12 protein-coding genes are annotated in these 20,865 nt (G+C 33.7%); 10 read left to right on the forward strand and 2 right to left on the reverse strand.

The annotated features are described in order from the left end of the window. The first annotated feature begins 74 nt into the window (after window positions 1-74). The 3 genes from PXD56_RS14210 (at window position 75) to PXD56_RS14220 (ending at window position 9,315) form a co-directional block, all read left to right on the forward strand. Window positions 75-1,349, forward strand: coding sequence for a nucleotide sugar dehydrogenase (locus PXD56_RS14210; protein ID WP_276494003.1), 1,275 nt, complete (start codon window positions 75-77; stop codon window positions 1,347-1,349). A 74-nt stretch (window positions 1,350-1,423) separates the two neighbouring features. Continuing rightward, window positions 1,424-2,749 (forward strand): UDP-glucose dehydrogenase family protein, encoded by a 1,326-nt coding sequence (locus PXD56_RS14215; RefSeq protein ID WP_276494004.1) that lies wholly within the window; start codon window positions 1,424-1,426, stop codon window positions 2,747-2,749. A 215-nt stretch (window positions 2,750-2,964) separates the two neighbouring features. Next, window positions 2,965-9,315, forward strand: a complete 6,351-nt coding sequence (locus PXD56_RS14220; RefSeq protein ID WP_276494005.1) for a T9SS type B sorting domain-containing protein — start codon at window positions 2,965-2,967, stop codon at window positions 9,313-9,315. A 78-nt stretch (window positions 9,316-9,393) separates the two neighbouring features. Here PXD56_RS14220 and PXD56_RS14225 read toward each other — a convergent pair whose 3' ends face one another. Together PXD56_RS14225 and PXD56_RS14230 are read right to left on the reverse strand one after the other, a co-directional pair. After that, window positions 9,394-10,329, reverse strand: coding sequence for a nucleotide-diphospho-sugar transferase (locus PXD56_RS14225; protein ID WP_276494006.1), 936 nt, complete (start codon window positions 10,327-10,329; stop codon window positions 9,394-9,396). 9 nt (window positions 10,330-10,338) lie between these two features. Beyond that, window positions 10,339-11,232, reverse strand: a complete 894-nt coding sequence (locus tag PXD56_RS14230) for a polysaccharide deacetylase family protein (protein ID WP_276494007.1) — start codon at window positions 11,230-11,232, stop codon at window positions 10,339-10,341. Window positions 11,233-11,538: 306 nt separating this feature from the next. Here PXD56_RS14230 and PXD56_RS14235 point away from each other — a divergent pair, with 306 nt between their 5' ends. The 7 genes from PXD56_RS14235 to PXD56_RS14265 all read left to right on the forward strand — a co-directional run bounded on the left by PXD56_RS14235 (window position 11,539) and on the right by PXD56_RS14265 (window position 20,860). Next, entirely contained in the window at window positions 11,539-13,470 is a 1,932-nt protein-coding gene (locus PXD56_RS14235; protein WP_276494008.1) for an Ig-like domain-containing protein, read from the forward strand. Window positions 13,471-13,703: 233 nt separating this feature from the next. Then, window positions 13,704-14,819, forward strand: a complete 1,116-nt coding sequence (gene gmd, locus PXD56_RS14240; protein WP_276494009.1) for a GDP-mannose 4,6-dehydratase — start codon at window positions 13,704-13,706, stop codon at window positions 14,817-14,819. Window positions 14,820-15,298: 479 nt separating this feature from the next. After that, window positions 15,299-16,738, forward strand: a complete 1,440-nt coding sequence (locus tag PXD56_RS14245) for a lipopolysaccharide biosynthesis protein (RefSeq protein WP_276494010.1) — start codon at window positions 15,299-15,301, stop codon at window positions 16,736-16,738. Between the two features lie 28 nt (window positions 16,739-16,766). Beyond that, window positions 16,767-17,471: a CatB-related O-acetyltransferase gene (locus PXD56_RS14250; RefSeq protein WP_276494011.1), complete on the forward strand. Its 705-nt coding sequence runs from the start codon at window positions 16,767-16,769 to the stop codon at window positions 17,469-17,471. Then, window positions 17,471-18,637 (forward strand): glycosyltransferase, encoded by a 1,167-nt coding sequence (locus PXD56_RS14255; protein ID WP_276494012.1) that lies wholly within the window; start codon window positions 17,471-17,473, stop codon window positions 18,635-18,637. Before PXD56_RS14250 ends, PXD56_RS14255 begins: the two co-directional genes overlap by 1 nt. A gap of 135 nt (window positions 18,638-18,772) precedes the next feature. Then, window positions 18,773-19,963 (forward strand): hypothetical protein, encoded by a 1,191-nt coding sequence (locus PXD56_RS14260; protein WP_276494013.1) that lies wholly within the window; start codon window positions 18,773-18,775, stop codon window positions 19,961-19,963. 30 nt (window positions 19,964-19,993) lie between these two features. After that, window positions 19,994-20,860, forward strand: coding sequence for a glycosyltransferase family 2 protein (locus PXD56_RS14265; RefSeq protein ID WP_276494014.1), 867 nt, complete (start codon window positions 19,994-19,996; stop codon window positions 20,858-20,860). Window positions 20,861-20,865 lie beyond the last annotated feature (5 nt).

Genomic DNA, 20,865 nt, shown 5'->3' on the forward strand with positions numbered 1-20,865 from the left:
AATTTAAAGTTCCCCAGTTTTAATTATAAAGTAAGAAAGAAACAAAGAACAGAACATTTATATAAAACTAAGGAATGAAAATAGGAATTATAGGATTAGGATATGTAGGACTTCCATTGGCTGCCCTATTTGCAAAAAAGTACAGAGTTGTAGGTTATGATATAAGTCAAAAAAGAGTTGATGAAATAAGATCAGGAAAGGATACTACTCTTGAACTTTCAGATTTAGACCTTGAAGAAGTTTTAACAACGGATTTAAACCAAAAAGAGAAGGGGTTAATTTGCACAACCTCAATTAATGACCTGGCTGATTGCACTTATTATATTATTACGGTACCTACCCCGGTTGACGACACAAAAAGACCAGTTTTTACGCCATTGATCAAAGCCAGTGAAGCGGTAGGTAAAATTATAAAAAAGGGAGATATCGTAATATATGAATCAACGGTATACCCCGGTGCCACGGAAGAAGTATGTATTCCTGTTATAGAGCAAACAAGTAATATGGTCTTCAACAAGGACTTTTATGCAGGTTATTCTCCAGAACGCATAAATCCGGGAGATAAAAAGCATACGGTAGAGAAGATTTTAAAAGTAACGTCGGGATCTACTCCGGAAATCGGTAAAAAGGTAGATGAGTTATATAAATCTGTAATTACGGCGGGCACTCACCTTGCTCCTACTATTAAAGTTGCGGAAGCCTCCAAGGTCATTGAAAATACCCAAAGGGATATTAATATCGCTTTCATGAATGAACTGGCCAAAATTTTTGGACTGTTGGATATTGATACAAATGATGTTTTAGCGGCAGCAGGTACGAAATGGAATTTTTTACCGTTTAAACCAGGTCTAGTTGGTGGTCACTGTATAGGTGTAGACCCTTATTATTTAGCTCAAAAAGCGCAAGAAAATGGGTACAACCCAGATCTGATCTTGGCCGGCAGAAGAATTAACGATGGTATGGGCGAGTATGTTAGTCTGCAAATCATTAAGCTAATGCTAAAGCACGACTTACAGGTCAAAGATGCTAAAGTTTTGATACTAGGCGTAACGTTTAAAGAAGATTGCCCGGATATCAGAAACACAAAGGTTATTGATATGGTAAAAAATTTGAACGATTATAGGGTAAACACCACTATATATGACCCTTGGGCAGACCCAGAAGAAGTAGAACATGAATACGGATTAATTACAACACAGCAAAGACCTACGGATACATATGATGTCATTGTATTGGCCGTAGCTCATGATAAGTTTTTAAAAGAGGACTTATCTAGTTTTAAAAAGGAGAGCACATTGGTTTATGATATAAAAGGCAAACTAACAAGTGGTTACACAGCACGATTATAAATCCATAAAACGATATATTTTTCAATATTCAAAATATAGATATTAACTTTATCGCCAGAAAATAAAATTACCAAATGAATTTAACAGTAATAGGAACAGGATATGTAGGTCTAGTTAGCGGAACGTGTTTTGCTGAAATGGGAAACACGGTTACCTGCGTAGATATAGACGAAAAAAAGATCACGAACCTAGAGAAAGGTATTATACCTATATATGAGCCAGGTCTTACCCAAATGGTGTTGAGAAATTTTGAAAACAAAACACTACATTTTAGCACAGACCTAGCCAAAACACTTAAAAAATGTGATATAGCATTTATTGCCGTTGGTACGCCAATGGGTGAAGATGGTGCGGCAGATTTACAATATGTATTACAAGTTGCATCAGACATAGGTGACCATATGCAGCAAAAGCTGATCATTGTGGATAAATCTACGGTACCCGTGGGTACAGCGGACAAAGTAAAAGCTAAAATTCAAGAACGTTTGGCCTTACGCGGAGTAGACATTCCTTTTGAAGTGGTATCTAACCCAGAATTCTTAAAAGAAGGTGATGCCATAAATGACTTTATGAAGCCGGACAGGGTGGTGATCGGGGTAGAAACTCCTGAGACCGAAGAGCAAATGAGAACTTTATACGCGCCATTCTTTAGAACACAAAATAGAATGATTTCTATGGATGTACGTTCTGCAGAAATGACCAAATATGTGGCAAATGCTATGCTTGCAACTAAAATTTCATTTATGAACGAGGTTGCCAATATATGTGAATTGGTAGGTGCAGATGTAAATAAAGTTAGAGTTGGTATTGGATCAGATAGCAGAATTGGCTATAGTTTCATATACCCAGGTAGTGGTTACGGTGGATCATGTTTTCCAAAAGATGTAAAAGCCTTAAAACGTTCTGCACAACAACATGGCTATACACCTAGACTTATAGATGCCGTTGAAAAGGTGAACAATGACCAAAAATTTGTTATTGCAAATAAAGTGGTTAGTCATTTTGGAGAAGACCTTACCGGAAAATCTTTTGCTATATGGGGTCTTGCTTTTAAACCAGAAACTGATGACATGCGAGAAGCTCCGGCCATTTACATTATTAAAGAATTAGTAAAAAGAGGCGCAACCGTTAATGCTTACGACCCAAAGGCGATGCATGAAGCTCAGAGCTTTTATTTAAAAGATGTGGAAAACGTAACGTATTTTGATTCTAAATACGATACGCTAAAAGATGCTGATGCGATGTTATTATTAACGGAGTGGAAAGAATTTAGATCTCCGGATTTCGAAGAGTTAAAAATAAGATTGAACCAACCTATTATTTTTGACGGTAGAAATCAATATACAGCATTAAATATGCCTGAAAAAGGGTTTACATATTACCAAATTGGTAAGAAATAACAACTTTTTACATAAGAAGTAGTTGAAGGTCAAGAACGTTGTTCTTGACCTTTTTTGTTGATAATCAATTAAAAATTAATGGTATATATAGGCTCTTATCTAGTAATTTTGCGATTCAGCGATTAATGATTTTATTAGGTAATCCGCTGACTATTTTTACTACATATCTTTGTGTTTAACCCCATAAAATGATACTGTTTTTATAAATAACCACTATGCTACACAGAACACTATATTTAGCACTTCTATTTTTTTCTTTATCATTTATAGCCGTTGCTCAGGACGCTGACTTTGATGGAATTTTAGATGGCGTTGACTTATGCCCAAATACTGCAGATCCAACTAATGCTGATTCTGATGGTGATGGCGTTGGTGATATATGTGATTTAGATGATGATAATGATGGTATATTAGATAGTAATGAATGTGAAATACCTATACCCTTTAGTGGTTTTGAAGCAAACTTTACATCGTCATGGGACATTATAAACTTTAACAGTTACGCCTTTGAAACCTCTAGCGCCCAACAACCAACAATTACCGAGGGCACTCAATACTTGGCTATTAATTCATATTTAGAAACAACTCAACTAACTTTAGACACACCAGCTGGAATTTATTCAGAAGGCGCATATATCTTTTCGGTTGACATTGGAGACAAAATTGGAACAGGACCATTTGAAAATGACGGTATAACTACTGTACAATTGGGTTATGGAAATGATGCAGCTAGTTTTACAGCAATTCCAGGTGCAGAACAAATAATTAACGGACCTACAGATACACCAACCCCTGGCTGGATGACTTTCTCTTTTTCTTACATGGTAAATTCTGCTCCGGCATTAGGGGAAGGTATTCTTATTCGAATATTACATGAAGGTATTGCTGCGACGGATGTTCAATTAAATATTGACAACATAAGATTGGTTAGAGATACTGACAATGATGGTTTAAGTGATTGTATCGACTTAGATTCTGACGACCCAACTAACAGTAGTGGCTGCTATGATACTACAGAGGCAGGGCATATAGCAAATGGTACAGGTAATTTAACAGGATCTGGAGTTGACCCTACAAACGGTTTGGTAACAGGATTTATTACAGGTTATACTGGTAATACACAAGAAGTTTTATTTGCGGGAATTTATGAAGCATGTATTTTAAACTATAAAGATAACGATGGCGATAATGTATTAGACAAAGACGACTTAGATGATGATAATGATGGAATTTATGATTCAAACGAGTGTTCAGTTCCAATTTCAAATTATAGTTTTGAGAATAACGGCGCAGGAGACCCAATTACTGAATGGAGTCTTACAGATGCTACCAACAATATTGCCTGGGGCATAGAAGTACCAGCAATTTCTAATTATAATAATATACCAGATGGCAATGCAATAGCGTTTATAAATGGTAGCGGAACAATAACTTTAAATAATCCTGGTGCTGCATTTGAAATTGGTGATTATATCACAAGTCTTGAAATTGGAGACGGAATAGAAACTGCAAATGTCTTTAGTAATGATGGACAGTCTACGATTGAAATAGGTTATGATAATGGAACCGGATTTCAACCTATAGGAGCAAGAACCGTTCAAGCTCATGAGACCCTTAATGGAATTTGGACAGAAATAGTGTTTTCTACTAATATACCAGTCGGGAGTCCGGCTGTTGGCGAAGGTATACTTATACAGATCACACATACAGAAAACCAAGACTTGGACCAACGCGGTGGCGATTACGATCTTATTCAAGTCCGTCTAGATAGAAACTCAAATGGTATTCCAGACTGTTTTGAAAATGATATTGATAATGATGGCTGTGCCGATGTTATTGAAGCAGGTCATACCGACGGAGGTGGTGGAATTTTAGCAAATTCAGGTTCAAATGCAGATGGTACAGTCACTCCAACAGGAACAGGTTATACTGGAATAAATCAAGCAGTATTAAGTAATAACATAAACATTTGTACTGAAGATTTAGATTTTGATAATGATGGCGAAGATGACATTGTAGATTTGGACGATGATAATGACGGTATTTTAGATAGGTATGAATGCGAAATTCCTGTACCAAATTTTAGCTTTGAAACTGATAATTTACCTGCAGACCCTATTCAAAATTGGCAAGTGGTTACAGGAACAAACTATGGAATAGAAACAATAGACGGAACTAATTTTACAGCTGCCCAAGAAGGTAATTCATTTGGCTTTATAAATGGTGATGGTTCCATACAATTAAACGAAGTTTGGGCTACTTATGATAGAGAAGCAACCTATATTTTAGAATTTTCAATTGGAGACCCGATCCCTTTCGCTCCTCAATTTTCCAATGATAGTCGTACTATTGTTGAACTTGGATATTCTAACGGTACAACCTTCACAGCTTTTGCCGCTGGAGATTATATTGTTGAAAGTTACGACACACCCAACGGGTCTTGGTCAAAGTTTAGTATTTCTGTGCCAGTTACAACTGCAACACCAGGTTTTGGGCAAGGAGTTTCTATCCGTATAACACATGATGACATTTCATTGAATAACACCTCACAAACTACATTTGATAATTTTATTTTAAAAATTGACACTGATGGTGATGGTGAGCCAGATTGTACAGATTTAGATAGTGATGATGATGGATGTTTTGATGTCGTGGAAGCTGGACATACTGATGCAGGTGGCGGCGTTCTAGGTACTACAATTGATGGAGATGGATTAGTTACTGGAGCAGCTACGGGTTATACAGGGCCTAGACACCAAATGTGGGATGACTCAAAAAACATTACCTGTAATCCCTTAGATACTGATGGAGATTTAGTTGAGGATGGTAATTACTTTCGTTATGATGCAACTAATACTTTACAAACAAACATTGATGAAGATGATGATAATGACGGTATTTTAGATATTGATGAGGACTGCGAACTTATAAACACAGCTTTTCTGCGTCAACCATGGGATTTTGAAATTCCGACAAACAATTTTCTATTAGGCGGAACCGATACTCCTTTTACTTCCGTGGTAGATTACTGGTATACGGAAACTGGAGCAGGTGATGCTTTTGTGCATTTAGCAAATGCTGATAATTTCTTCGGACCTAATCCTGACCCTTATAGTGTTAATTTTGCAACCGATGGTACATTTTTGGAAGATTTCCCTGAACCAGATGGCGCTTATGATGCATTTTTAGCTCTTCATGGTGATGTAACTATTACTCAAACGGAATCTAGAATTACTTTAGAAGAAGGCACTTATATACTTACTTTAGCTGTTGGTGATGGATTAGATTATGAAGATCAATTTAGAAATGACGGGACTAGTTATATTGAAATCGGCTATGCTGATGCTACAAACAACTTTAATCCTTTAGGCTTTGATTTAACTATTTTACCTGAAGAAACACCAAACGGTACTTGGACAGATTTTTCAATCAGCTATACAATACCAGCGGGGTCACCAGCTATAGGTAATGACATAAGAATTCAAATTACACATACAATAGATGTAAATTTAAATCAACAAGCAGGAAATTATGATCATTTTAGAATTAGCCGCGATACCGATGGTGACCTAATACCTGACTGTCTAGATTTTGATTCAGACAATGACGGTTGCCCAGATAGTATAGAAAATGGATATATAGATGAAGACAGAGATGGCATCTTAGGAACGGGTGTCGCGACCGTTGATGGAAACGGCTTAGTTACTAGTGAAGTTGGCTACACTACATTCCCTTTAAATGCGGGAGTGCGCATAGTTTCAGAACCTGCAGTAATAGACACAGGTCTCACAGATCCAACCGCAGTTTGTGAAGGAGAAGACGCTGTATTTACAGTAGCTGCATCGAGACCTGCTCCTAACACAAACATTGTATACGAATGGTATGAGAGCACTGATAGTGGTACAACATTTACATTGTTGGTTGAGGGAGCACCTTATACAGGAACCACAACGAACGAACTTACCATAGCTGCGGTCACCAATGCTGAGAACGGATACATGTACAGCGTTCGTGTCATGGGAGATGACAACCTTTGTTATGAAGAATCAATAGCCACGTTAAATGTAACGGCAGGTCCAACAGCAATAACCCCTGTAGCCACTACAACAAACATTTGCGAAGGAGAAGATGCCGAGTTTACTATAACCGGTACTCCAGGAGATATCATAACATATTCCTTGAATGGAGGAACTACATCTATTTCGGTAACTTTAGATGCCACAGGTATATCAACGGTAACCGAGACAACTACTACTGCAGATGTTACTATGGAAATTAGCAGTATAGAAAGCGGTACATGTACATTAAATTTAGTACCAGCAACCTCTGCTACCGTTACCGTCAACACAGCTCCAGTACTAGACCCAACAACTACCGCCACCTGTTCTACAGATTTGGCGACCTATGATGTTGATGTGGTAGTAAACGCCGGCAACATTACAAATACAAGTGAAGGAGTATTAACAGGTAATACCATTACAGGAATTACAGCAGGTAATGACATTACAATTACAGTAGATAACAATGGTTGTATTAGAGACCTGGACATAACCGCTCCAGATTGTTCTTGCCCAGTTATTGACATCCCTGTAAACGCAAATAACCCGTCTATATGCTTTGGTACCGCCACTCCAGATCTATCCGTAGATTTAGGGATAAGTGGTGATGCCATAAATTGGTATGATGCAAGTACCGCAGGCACCCTATTAGGCAGTGGAAACACATATACTACTGGGGAAACTGCAGTTGGCACCTACACATTTTATGCAGAAGCCATTGAAACAGCTTCTAGCTGTACAAGTAATAGAATTCCGGTTACACTAACCATAAATGCAATGCCTGTTGCTGATACAAGTACGGACATTAATGAATGTGGTCCTTACACCCTACCCGCTTTGTCTGCTGACAATTTTTATTACACGGCCCCTAATGGCTCAGGAACCAATCTATTGGAAGGCTCTGATATTACTAGTACACAAACCGTATATATTTATTCAGAATCCGGTTCTACACCAAATTGTTTTGATGAAAATAGCTTTGTAGTCACTATCAATGAAACTCCGGTGGTGAATATTATTTCAGCTACATGTAGTGCAGACTTGAATACCTACACCGTACAATTTTCTAATAGCGCACCTACGGCAATACTTACAACATCTGCCGGAACCATTAGCGGTAATAGTATTATTGACATTCCATCGACTACAGGTTCTGTAACGATTACTGCAGATAATAATGGCTGTATAGCAACATCGACTACCTTGTCCCCAGATTGTTCGTGCCCTGTCATTGATGATGCCGTAAACCCAATTGACCAAACTATCTGTGAAGGATCACCAAACCCTAATTTAGAAGTTTCATTAGGAGCCACAGGAGATACCATTAATTGGTTCAATACAGAAATTGGCGGTACTAGCATTGCTAATGGATTAAGCTTTACACCAACAAATACAACTATTGGCTCTTATACTTATTACGCAGAAGCAAGCGATAACATTACTGGCTGCACAAGTGATAATAGAATTGCTGTTACATTTACAATTGAACCAATACCAGTAGCGGACACCTTAAACGATGTTGAAGGTTGCGAATTTTACGTACTACCTAATCTGAATGCGAATAACAGTTATTATACCGGTATGAACGGTACAGGACAATTGTTGGCCGAAGGTAGCCAAGTAAACCAAAGCCAGACCATTTACATATTTGCCCAATCTCCTAACAATCAAGATTGTTCTTCTGAATCTCAATTTGAGGTTACTATATTAGAGGAACCTATCATAGATTTACCATTTGAAATATCTATCTGTAATAACGCAAGTGGTGGTGCCAGCTCGGTGCCGGTAGGTGTGGATTTAGGAACTGGTTATATTTATGATTGGACACCAAACAATGATACTAACGGTGATGGTATTGAAGAAGCGATTTTTAACGTTACCGAAGCAGGGGAATATAGCTTAAGGATATTTACCGTAGGCAACACCATTAATTGCGGAGGAAGTTTAGAATATGTAGTTAATGTTACCGAAGCTCCACTACCACAAGATATTGAAATAGAAATTACTAGCGAAGGTTTTGAATTAAATTCTGGCAATAGAGTAAGAGCCATAGTAAACAATGATATCTTTGCTTACACTGATTTTGAATATAGCTTAGATGACCCAGACGGGCCATATCAAACGGATAATTTCTTTCAAAATGTAGTTGGTGGCTTACACACTATATTTGTTAGATCCATTGGAAATTGCGGTACTACTTTAGAAAGTGACCCTTTCTTAATAGTAAATTACCCTACTTATTTTTCACCTAACGGAGATGGATCAAATGATACTTGGTTTCCATTAGGGTTGGCAGATCCTAACTTGACCACAAATGTAGTTGCTGAAATATATGATAGACATGGTAAGTTAGTTCATTATTTAGACATATTTGGATCTGGATGGGACGGTACTTACAATGGAGAATCATTACCTGAATCTGACTATTGGTTCGTTATAGAATATACCGATGCTATTGATAATAATAGAAACATACAATTTAAAGGTCACTTTAGTTTAATTAGGTAAGTATTAAAAATTGTACATTAAAAAAGCGTCAGAAATTATATAATTTCTGACGCTTTTTTAGTTTTAGATTATAGCGATTTACTTGTTGTAGAAAACAGCTAGCATACTTTTAACCGCATCTTTAACTGATTTCGGAAAAAACCAGGCAAGAGAATTTATCCATGTATTCCGTTCTTTATAAAAAGCTTTATCAAAATCAATTTGCGGTAAAATATAAGATGGGTGCTTTAAAGGGAAAGCAAGCTCTTCTCTCTTATCATAATTCATAAAAGGACTTTTAGAACTATGAGTAGCATCTTCTCCATAACCTATATTACTAATTAGATTAACTTCTGGAAAAACACCTAATTGGTTTTGACCTGCAACGCTATAGCACCATTGAAAATCCCAAGCACTTACTAAACCTGTTTCTACAGCTTTAATTCTTCGTTTCCAATAGGTATAATCTTTTCCTAAATAGCCACAATTAGATAAGATAGAATCTTCATATTTACCAGACTTCCAAACCATATCATAATCCATATTTTTCCACGCCCTACGCCATGTAGCCCAACCCCAACATACTGAATACTTAGAAAAGCAATAGGAATCATTTACAGGAATAGAACCAACTTGATTAAAACCCGATATTAAACCAATACGCTCGTCATCTTCATATTTCTCTAACAACTCTTCACAAAACAGAAAAAAACTTTCGCTGGCAACACAATCATCCTCTAATATAATTCCTTGTTCTTCATGTTCAAAAAACCAATTAATAGCAGTATAAACGCCAGGGCCACAGCCAAGATTTTCTTCTTGAAATAATGTTTTTACTTCACAATCCCAATCAATAGCCTCAATGATAGCTTCTCTTGTACTTTTAACTTTTTCTTTATCTTTTTCTACTGTATTTCTAGGACCATCCCCTGATATATACATTCTTTTTGGCTTACTTTTTTTAATAGCGGCCAAAGATTTTAAGGCTACCTCTTTTCTATTAAAGATTATAAAAAGTATGGGTGTATCTAACATATTTAAATTTTAAGCTAATGACTTAGGTAAAAAATTGGTGTTATAATCAAGCTCTTGAACACCTTTGATTAAAAAGTGCTTAATATGGGAAAGTTTCCAATCTGCAATAATCTGGTCTCTTCTTAAGAATACTTTATTCTTGTCAAGCATACCTTGACCATTTATATGACACCCCCTAGAAGCTGATATACAAGATTCATATCCACTGTCCATAACAAATTCAAACGCAGGTTTGGTAAAATTTTCAAACCTACCATAAGTATACGCAAAGTGTTTAATAGGGCCACACTTTTGAGTTAAAATAGTATCAGCCTTTAAGAAATCTTCTTCAAATTGATCTTGAGTCAATTGGGATACCATATCATGTTTAAACGTATGGTTACCGATCTCATGCCCTTGGCTTTGTAAAAGCTCAACTTCTTTCCAACTCAAAAATGCCACAGGTGGCATTTCTAATTTTTCTTTACAGAAATGTTTTATTTTCTCAACATCGGTCAAGCCAATACTTGCTGGGTTGACATAAAAGCAACAACTAGCACCAAACTTATTTAATGCTTTTGCCGCTAACATATTATTCTGAATGCCATCATCAGAACTCCATGCTATGTAAGGCTTATCTACTCTATCTGTAAGCAATCTATCAACAGCTTCTGAATGACTAATAAACACGTGGTCTTTAGAAAGATATTCTAATAAAATTTCAAAGTTTTCTAACTCATCTTTAAAAATGTGATGAAAATACAAGAACTGAACCCTTGGTTTTTTCAATTTCTCTTCATCACCAAAAAAATGATGTTTTAAGCTTAATACGTCTAAAACAGATGATCTTACTTTAGACCTAAGTTGACCTTGTTGACCATCTTTAATTTGGGCATAAGTATCAATAAGCACGTTATCTTTCATTTAAGGAAATTTCGTTTTTCAAAGATAGTTGATATAGTATTTTGCTTGAATCTTAAATATAAACTAGATATACTTTCTAAAATTGTATTGATGGATGAAATAATAGCTAAATGTTAAAAAGAAGGTAGTTTAACGAAAAAAAGGTCTTTTGAACATCCAAACTTACTTTTAGAACGTTTAATCCTAAAAGAAATATTTTTTGTGCATTTCATCGAATAAAAGAGTTTTTAATCGACAAATTCAATAAAAAGTTGAATTTTTGAAATGAGAAAGAAAAAACATTAACCCAATTTACCTACTTTACCTATGAATGTAAACCTTAGATTTCCCAAATTGTCTTTGGTCATCCTTTTTTCTATCATTCTAACATCTTGCTCAAAAGATGCAGATTTATTGTCAGAGTACGTCATTAACGACACGGAGCAATATTTAGAAAATGATCTTTTGATACAAAATGATTTTGTAACCACCCAACCCAACACCAGTATTGTTATTGATGTTCTGTCTAATGACAACTATGCTAATTGGGAAAATGTAAGAATCATTAGTGTTTCTTCGCCAACAAATGGTGAAGTGATATTAAATGACAACAAAACGTTAACGTATATACCAGATGGATTTTTGGACACTACAAGTAGTTCAGAAGAAATACCTACAACTGAACCGGAAACTACTCCAGAACCAGAGCCTACTCCAGAACCGGAAACAACTCCAGAACCAGAGCCTACTCCGGAACCAACTCCAGAACCAGAGCCTACTCCAGAACCAGAAACAACTCCAGAACCGGAAACAAGCACAGAAACTGTTGAAGATACGTTTACATATACTACAGAAGTAACTAACCCTGAAGACAATACAACAACGACAGAAGAAGCTACAGTAACTGTAATAGTAACAAATTCAACTTTAGCGACATCAGGAGAAAATGTATATTACGTAACTACAAGTGGAAATTCATACAATGATGGAAAATCGGAAAATTCTGCCTGGAGTTTACAGCATGCACTCAATATGGCAACTGCAGGAAGTATTGTACACGTAAAAGCTGGTAATTACGGTAGTTCTGAATTTACACAATCTAAAAACGGAAATCAAGGCAGCCCAATAATTTTTAATGGTTATCAAAATAATCCTGGTGACATACAATCTGTTCAAAATTCTAGTTTTTCTAATGGTAGTAGTATAAACAGTTCTTTTCTTCCAGTTTTATCTGGTAATGTCAATAACGGTCTTGCAACAGGGCAAGCTTTACTAATAGACGGTAACTATGTAGAACTAAATAATTTTCAAATTACTAATTTTGAACTGGGAATTTTATCAAGAGGAGAAGGTGTAAAATTAAATAACATTTTCATCTATGAAATGGGTGATTTTCGCTCTAATATTTCAGGTTTTGGAGATTATAGTGGCATTGGGATGAGAGTAGAAGGCAATAATTCTATTGTGACAAAAAGCTTCATTCTTGATTGTGGTGCCGAAGCACTTGTTCTTCATGGTTGTAACACATGTTCAGTTAACGATACTGAGGTTTCGTCACAGAACAACACCAATCCTACAGATTATTATTTACTATTAACCGCAGGAACAACGAACTCAACTGTGGATAATGTTACCATTACAAGAAAGAGTGGTATTTCTCATTACGGTCATGGTTTAGTAGCAAAAGCAAATGCATACAATAATCTTATTAAAAATTCAACTGTAATAAATACCACGATTGAAATGTCTTTTTCAAACGTTTATGAAAACACTATAAGAGATTGCAGTATTGTAGGTACATTTTATGAAAATGGAGATACGGCAGGTTCACTTGAAGTTGCAAATGGTGCGCACCATAATACTTTTGAAAATATTTCCATACAAGGAGTTTGGGGTGCAGTTAAATTTAGAGACTGGAGAGATCAATCTGGTCAAGCTAACGATGCCCAAGATGCAGGAAATAATAATGTTTACAACAATATAAATGTTTCGAATTCTCAAATCGGTGTTCATTTCGACGAATTTGATAAGCTTGAAGGAGTAGCTTGGAGCAATACGTTCAATAATTGTTCTTTTAAAGATTTGGAAAGGCTATTTCAAGTAAATCGACCAAATTCAAATAATGCATTTAAAAATACAACAGTTCAAAACGTAGGACAGTTATCAGCAACTAGCAACGGTTATAACTATTCATTAAATACAAACACTATTTTTGAAAATATGTCTTGGATAAATATTGGATTTACCCCTCCAAATTAAATTAAGCAACATATAATACAAGAAATCCGTAGTTATTTATTTAGCTACGGATTTTTTTATTTGACACGCAAATATGAGTGCTCAAATCTCACTGAAAATTAATCAGTTAAAATAAAATTTAAGAGATTTACTTACTTTTTAAATGTTTTGAATAAGTTTTTTCAACTTAATACGTTATTCATATCAAGCTTAGAAGTTTAAATAAAAATATCAAGTACAAATAAATTAACATAATGAGTAAAGTTGCATTAATTACAGGGGTTACCGGACAAGATGGTGCCTATTTAAGTGAGTTTCTTTTAAAGAAAGGATATATTGTTCATGGTTTAAAAAGAAGATCATCTCTTTTTAATACTGACAGAATAGATCATTTATATCAAGATCCTCATGTAGAACATAGAAACTTCATATTACATTATGGGGACATGACCGATAGTACAAACTTGATAAGAATAATTCAAGAAGTGCAACCAGATGAAATTTATAATCTAGCGGCCATGAGCCATGTTCATGTTTCTTTTGAAGTACCAGAATACACCGCTAATGCAGATGGTATAGGTACGTTACGTATTTTAGATGCAGTAAGAATGTTAGGTTTATCTGAAAAGACAAGAATATATCAAGCGTCTACATCAGAATTGTACGGTAAAGTGCAAGAAGTACCACAATCAGAAACTACACCATTTTACCCAAGAAGCCCATATGCTGTAGCAAAAATGTATGCTTATTGGATTACAGTAAACTATAGAGAAGCTTATGGCATGTATGCCTGTAATGGCATCTTATTTAATCATGAATCTCCAATTAGAGGGGAAACTTTTGTTACAAGAAAAATTACTCGTGCAACGGCTAGAATAGCTCTAGGTCTTCAAGATAAAATCTACCTTGGTAATTTAGATGCACAAAGAGACTGGGGGCATGCCAAAGATTATGTTCGCATGATGTGGATGATTCTTCAAGCAGATGAAGCAGAAGACTGGGTAATTGCAACAGGTAAAACTACACCGGTAAGAGAATTTGTCCGTATGAGTTTCCAGGAAGTCGGTATTGAATTAGAGTTCAAAGGCGAAGGTGTCAATGAAAAAGGATATGTAAAAGCATGTAACAACCCAGAATTTCAATTAGAAATTGGAAAAGAGGTTTTGGGTGTTGATCCAAAATACTTTAGACCGACGGAAGTTGACCTTTTAATTGGGGATCCAACTAAAGCAAAAACTAAACTAGGTTGGGATACAGAATACGAACTAAAGGATTTAGTACAAGACATGATGCAAAGCGATGTAAAATTAATGCAGAAACATCAATATCTTAAAGATGGAGGTTATCGCATTTTAAATTATTTCGAATAAACCCGAATAATAAGCATTTAATCATTATTCCCTAAGTTGGTAATTAATTATTATAATTTAATCAACCGCTTAGGGATTTTTTAATTTAAAATGACTGAAATTTTGATACGATTAGCATTTGAAAATTGAAAATATAGCTTAAAAATATAATTACAAACATTATTAAGTTTAACTGTATAAACAAATAAATCAACGCCTATAACATGAAGAGCTAAGCAAATATTAAAATATCATCAAGAGATTTCCTTCACAGCTATTACTTTAAAAAATCATGTTGCTTAACTTTTTTATAGTATAAAATTCTGCTGACAGTTAAACTCAATAAAATAGGATTTAATCTTTTAGAAGTTTTTTTTACAAAATCAAAAATATATTTCATAGCAACAAGCCATAATTATTTAATATAAAAACTTGTAGAGGTTTTGAAATTTTCACATAATATAACATAGATTAATATTCTCATTCATAAATTATAATATATGAGTATAGGAAATAAGATGTTCAAAGGTGCTATTTGGAGCACTGTGGAACGTCTTTCTGTTCAATTAGTATCATTCGCATTAACCATTGTTCTTGCAAGACTTCTGACACCTAAAGAATATGGTACAGTTGGTCTATTGATTGTGTTCATTTCGTTTTCACAAGTCTTTATTGATTCCGGTTTTAGCAAAGCCCTAATTCAAAAACAAAACAGAACAAATGAGGATATATCCACTGTATTTTATTTTAATTTAATAGTAGCTTTAATCTGTTATTTAGCATTATGGATTTGCGCGCCTTTTATTTCAGATTTTTATAGTATTCCAAAACTAGATAATCTTTTAAAAATTCTATCAATATCGTTGTTTTTCAATGCTTTATTTGCAATACCAAACACGCTGTTAAGTATTGAAATGAATTTTAAATCTATAACTAAAGTTAATTTCATATCTACTGTTATTAGCGGTCTAGCTGCAATTTATTTAGCGTACGAAAATTTTGGGGAATGGGCATTGGTGTATCAGACTTTAATCAAATCTGTATTAATGGCTCTTTTATTTTGGTTCTCCACTAAATGGAAACCTCTTTTTATATTTTCTAAAGATTCATTTAAAAACTTATTTGGATTTGGATCAAAGCTATTAGTTAATAGTATAATGAACAACCTTGTAAACAATTTTGCATCTCTGTTTATTGCAAAAATTATAAGTGCTCAACAATTAGGTTACTACACTAGGGGAACACAAAATGCAGATACTGCATTTAGTACAATTAATTCAATAATAGACAATGTATTACTACCAGGTTTAGCTCCTCTTCAAAATCAATTAGAACTACTTATAGAAGGCACAAAAAAAATTATCAAAACAGCAGCTCTACTAGTTGTCCCATTATTTTTTGGATTAACAATTATTTCAAAACCATTGATAATTTTATTGTTAACAGATAAATGGGCTTTAGCTATTCCAATTATGCAATTAATCTGTTTATCAAGATTAATAACGATAATATCTGGAATTAATATAAACTTACTTTACGTACTTGGACGAAGCGATTTAGCTTTAAAACAACAATACTTTAAAATTGCGATAAGAATAATTCTATTAATTTTTGCGTTAAGATACGGAATAGTAATGATTGCAATTGCAGAACTAGTTTCTACAGTTATTCATTTTTTCATAAACACTTATTATCCTGGGAAAATGATGACATATGGAGCAAAAGACCAAATAAGAGACATCTTCCCAATTTTAATTAGTGGATTAGTAATGTCTATACCAGGTTTATGGATTGTTTATTTCACTTCATTTTCAGAAATAGTTAAAATTATTTTAACCATTAGTACTTGTTTCATTACTTATTATTTAATGTTAAGAGTTTTAAAAATAGAGGAATATAAGATGTTAATTAAAAGAGTTACATCTTTGCTAAAAAAATAACAACAAATAAAATGAAACATCTGTAAAAATGCCAGCTAGAATTAAACAGTTTATTTTGTCTAATAATTTTCTTAAAAATTTAAGTTTTTTTGGGATAAGGCTATATTTAAAATATTCAAAAAAACAGACAATTGGCAGGAATGCCAAGATAGGTCTTTCTTCTAAATTAGAAGGTAAAAACGTGATAGGCGAAAATTGTAGTTTTATTGGAAGTAAATTAGGTTTTGCATCATATATTTCAAAAAACACTCATTTACAAAATGTTAAAATTGGAAAATATTGCTCTATTGGACCTAATGTAATAAGCATTCATGGTACGCATCCTACCAAAGATTTTGTAAGTACTCATCCTGCATTCTTTTCTACAGATTTTAAAAACTCATATACAAAAAAACAATTATTTCAAGAAAAGCCTGAACCAATTAACAAAAACGAACCTTATATGACCTTTATTGGAAACGACGTATGGGTTGGAGCCTCTGTCAATATTATTGAAGGTGTTAAATTGGGAAACGGATGCATAGTTGCAGCAGGATCATTGGTTCACAAAGATGTAGAGCCCTACTCCATAGTTGGTGGAGTGCCAGCAAAACATATCCGTTACAGATTTGAACAAAATGAAATTGAATTTTTATTGGACTTTAAATGGTGGCAAAAACCTGAAGAATGGATTAAATCAAATTCTTTACTTTTTTCTAATATAAAAAAGTTCATAATTAATACTGATAAGTAATGACATCTAAACATAACCTCCTACCAGTAATCGTAATTATTGCTTTCAATAGACCAGACTCTTTAAGTAGAATTTTAAATTCAATAAGTGAAGCTAAATATCCTAATGAAAATGTAGATCTTATTATAAGCATTGATAAATCTCATAATAATCAAAATGTACTTGATGTCGCTAATAATTTTAACTGGAAAAATGGATGTAAGAAGGTTGAATATCAATCACAAAATTTAGGTCTAAGAAAACATATACTAAAAAGTATGTTATTTGCCCGTGAATATGGTAGTATGATTATGTTAGAAGATGACTTGTTTGTATCGCCAGATTACTATAATTATTCCAAGCAATCATTGGAGTTTTCTGAAAATAATGAAAATATAGCCGGTATATCACTTTACAACCATCAATACAATGTTCATAAACAAGAAAATTTCACAGCTATAGAAGATGGTTACGATAATTACTATTTTCAATTTGCATCGTCTTGGGGTCAAGCTTGGACTGCAAAACAAATTGATTGTTTCTTAGAATGGTACAATCAAAAAATAGACATAAATAATTTGAAAGGAATACCCGCTTATGTTACAAATTGGTCTGAAAAATCTTGGTTAAAACACTTTATAGCATATACAGTAAACCAAAATAAATTTTTCATCTATCCAAAAATATCCTTGACCACTAATTTTGGCGATGAAGGGGCAAACATGGATGTTTCAAATACTTATTACCAAGTCCCCATACTTTTAAGCTCTGGCAAAAAATATAATTTTAGCACCTTAATTGAAACACGTTCTATCTACGACGTATACTTTGAAAATTTAAGTATCAGCAACGAGCTTAACTTAGACAAAAAAGATATTACAATTGATTTATATGGAATTAAACCATTAGTAAGCGATAAACAATATCTTCTAACTTCTTTAAAATACGATTATAAAATTATAAAATCATTTGGTAGAAATTTTAAACCACATGACTTAAATATCATTAAAAATATACAGGGGTTAGATTTTTTTCTATATGACACTAATGTAAAGTCCATTAATAAACATAAGGTAAAGCCGTTTGAGATAATTGACTACAATAAAAAAACTATATCTCTTACAGAGTCATTTATTATATTTAAACATAAATTTATACAGAGGCTTCTAATTTTTTTCGGCAAATAATTCAACTTTTATTAAAAAATATACTTATCATTTTAAGCAAAATTTACAAGTACTATTTTTTAATATTTTTAGAACTAGGAAAAAATTCTATTATTTAAAACAAACCTTATTACAAACTAGGTAACTATTATTATAATGTCAAACTCAATTGTAAAATCTATAGGATATTTAAGAGTAATACTATTTTTGATATATCTACTAGACCCATTTAGCTATGGATATCTTTTTGGAGTGGTATTGATAATTAGTATTATTACCGATAAGTTCTTTAAAGAGAAATTAGATTCTAATTTCTCTTTATTATTGCTATTTTCAATTTGCTATGCAACATTTTATATTTTCAACCTAGAATTAGGATCACAATTCATTTTAATATATGCGCTTTTTCCCGCTGGATTTTATTTAATTGGTAAAACATTTAATAATAAGATTATGGACAGCGAAAGACTTTTTTATTTGCTATTTGCAAGTGGTTTAATTTTCTCCCTGCCCGCAATGGCTTCTGTTTTAACTTCTATTTACGACAAAGGTTTTGTAGTAATTGAAAGAGATATACCAATGATCTGGGGAGGTGATTCGATACCAGCAACCAATATGGCTGCATACTTTGTATTAAACATGAGTATACCTGCCTTTTTAGTAGCAGGGTTCAAAAAGTTTAATTTACCCTTGAAAATTTTGATGATCACTACTTTTATATTATCAGTTGTAAGTGTACTACGACTAGGCAGTAGAACACAACTTTCTATATTTTTTATAACATTCGTAATTTCATTGATTTATTTAATTCGTAGACAAACAGTTAAACAAAATGCCGCTTTATTTGGTGTACTCTTTTTAATTTTCAATGTATTTATTAGTTATGTTTCCTTTGACAAAGACTCTGATATTATGAGTGCCTTTGCAGGTAGAATGGAGAGTAAAAAATATGGTGCGGCTACGGCTGGCGGTAGAACAGAGCGCTGGTCAAAATCAATAATTAACTTATGGGAAAAACCATTAGGTTGGGATGTAGCAGATTTTGGATTTTCACATAATCTTTGGTTTGATATTGCCAGGGTTGGCGGTACTTTGTCTTTTATTCTACTATTAATATTTACCATAAAAAATGCGGTAAATATTAAAAAAGCAATCTTTCTCATTCCCCAAAACGCATTATTGAATACTGCATTTATATGTTATGGGCTTTCTTTTTATTTATTGTTCTTTGTTGAGCCAATATTTGATGGGTATTTTCCTCTGTTCGTTTTTTACTGTTTTTTTCTTGGTATTGTCACACAATATATTCTCAACGATGAAACAATAAACAATGAACAAAATAGTTAATTGTAAATAACAATCAGTTCAAATAATTAAATGAAAATTTCTGTCTTACTTACTTGTTTCAATAGAAAGGAAAAAACTTTAAATGCACTTGAAAATTTGATGCAGGCTTTAAACACTGTTTCAAAAAGTATAAACTTAAAGATTTACCTTACTGATGATGGTTCTACAGATGGCACAGGAGATGCAGTCAAGGAAAAATATCCTGAAGCAACAGTACTGCAGGGTAATGGAAATTTATTTTGGGCAGGTGGTATGCGTAATTCTTGGCGCGAAGCAGTTAAAAAGGACTACGATGCTTATTTATTGTTAAATGATGACACCTTTGTGTCTTCCAATGTGTTTTCACAATTAATAGAAACCCATGAGTATTCCAAAGAAAAATTTGGTATGGGCGGTATTTACTTGGGGTCAACAAAAGATATGGACACGGGTTTACTAAGTTATGGTGGTGCCAAACTAACGAACAAATTTTTGTTTAAATATGAATTTGTTCAACCTAATGGAAATTTCCAAAGCTGTGATCTAGGCAATGCCAATATTATGATGGTAAGTAATGATGTAGTCTCTAAAATAGGTATCTTATCTGAGGGCTATGTTCACGGTGTAGCAGATTATGATTATACACTTAAGGCCGTTGACAAAAATATCCCCGTTCTAATTACCAAAGATTATTGTGGAACGTGTACAGATGACCATTCTGACATTTACCAAGTTTTTCCAGAAAAAACTTTTAAAGAAAGGTTAGCACTACTAAAAAGTCCTTTAGCTCTTGATTTTGGCTCAAATTTTAACTTAATGAAAAGGCACTTTCCTTTAAGAGTACCTTTTGTTCTATTGAGCGCGGGTTTTAAATTACTACTACCCAACTTATATGTTAAATTATCTAACCTAAGGTAATTTGA

Source organism: Maribacter zhoushanensis, assembly GCF_029350975.1.
In the GTDB taxonomy this organism is placed as follows: Bacteria; Bacteroidota; Bacteroidia; order Flavobacteriales; family Flavobacteriaceae; genus Maribacter; species Maribacter zhoushanensis.

Coding starts and splice junctions, on each gene's coding strand:
- PXD56_RS14210 (WP_276494003.1), top strand. CDS start 75: ATGAAAATAGGAATTATAGGATTAGGATATGTAGGACTTCCATTGGCT.
- PXD56_RS14215 (WP_276494004.1), top strand. CDS start 1,424: ATGAATTTAACAGTAATAGGAACAGGATATGTAGGTCTAGTTAGCGGA.
- PXD56_RS14220 (WP_276494005.1), top strand. CDS start 2,965: ATGCTACACAGAACACTATATTTAGCACTTCTATTTTTTTCTTTATCA.
- PXD56_RS14225 (WP_276494006.1), bottom strand. CDS start 10,329: ATGTTAGATACACCCATACTTTTTATAATCTTTAATAGAAAAGAGGTA.
- PXD56_RS14230 (WP_276494007.1), bottom strand. CDS start 11,232: ATGAAAGATAACGTGCTTATTGATACTTATGCCCAAATTAAAGATGGT.
- PXD56_RS14235 (WP_276494008.1), top strand. CDS start 11,539: ATGAATGTAAACCTTAGATTTCCCAAATTGTCTTTGGTCATCCTTTTT.
- gmd (WP_276494009.1), top strand. CDS start 13,704: ATGAGTAAAGTTGCATTAATTACAGGGGTTACCGGACAAGATGGTGCC.
- PXD56_RS14245 (WP_276494010.1), top strand. CDS start 15,299: ATGAGTATAGGAAATAAGATGTTCAAAGGTGCTATTTGGAGCACTGTG.
- PXD56_RS14250 (WP_276494011.1), top strand. CDS start 16,767: ATGCCAGCTAGAATTAAACAGTTTATTTTGTCTAATAATTTTCTTAAA.
- PXD56_RS14255 (WP_276494012.1), top strand. CDS start 17,471: ATGACATCTAAACATAACCTCCTACCAGTAATCGTAATTATTGCTTTC.
- PXD56_RS14260 (WP_276494013.1), top strand. CDS start 18,773: ATGTCAAACTCAATTGTAAAATCTATAGGATATTTAAGAGTAATACTA.
- PXD56_RS14265 (WP_276494014.1), top strand. CDS start 19,994: ATGAAAATTTCTGTCTTACTTACTTGTTTCAATAGAAAGGAAAAAACT.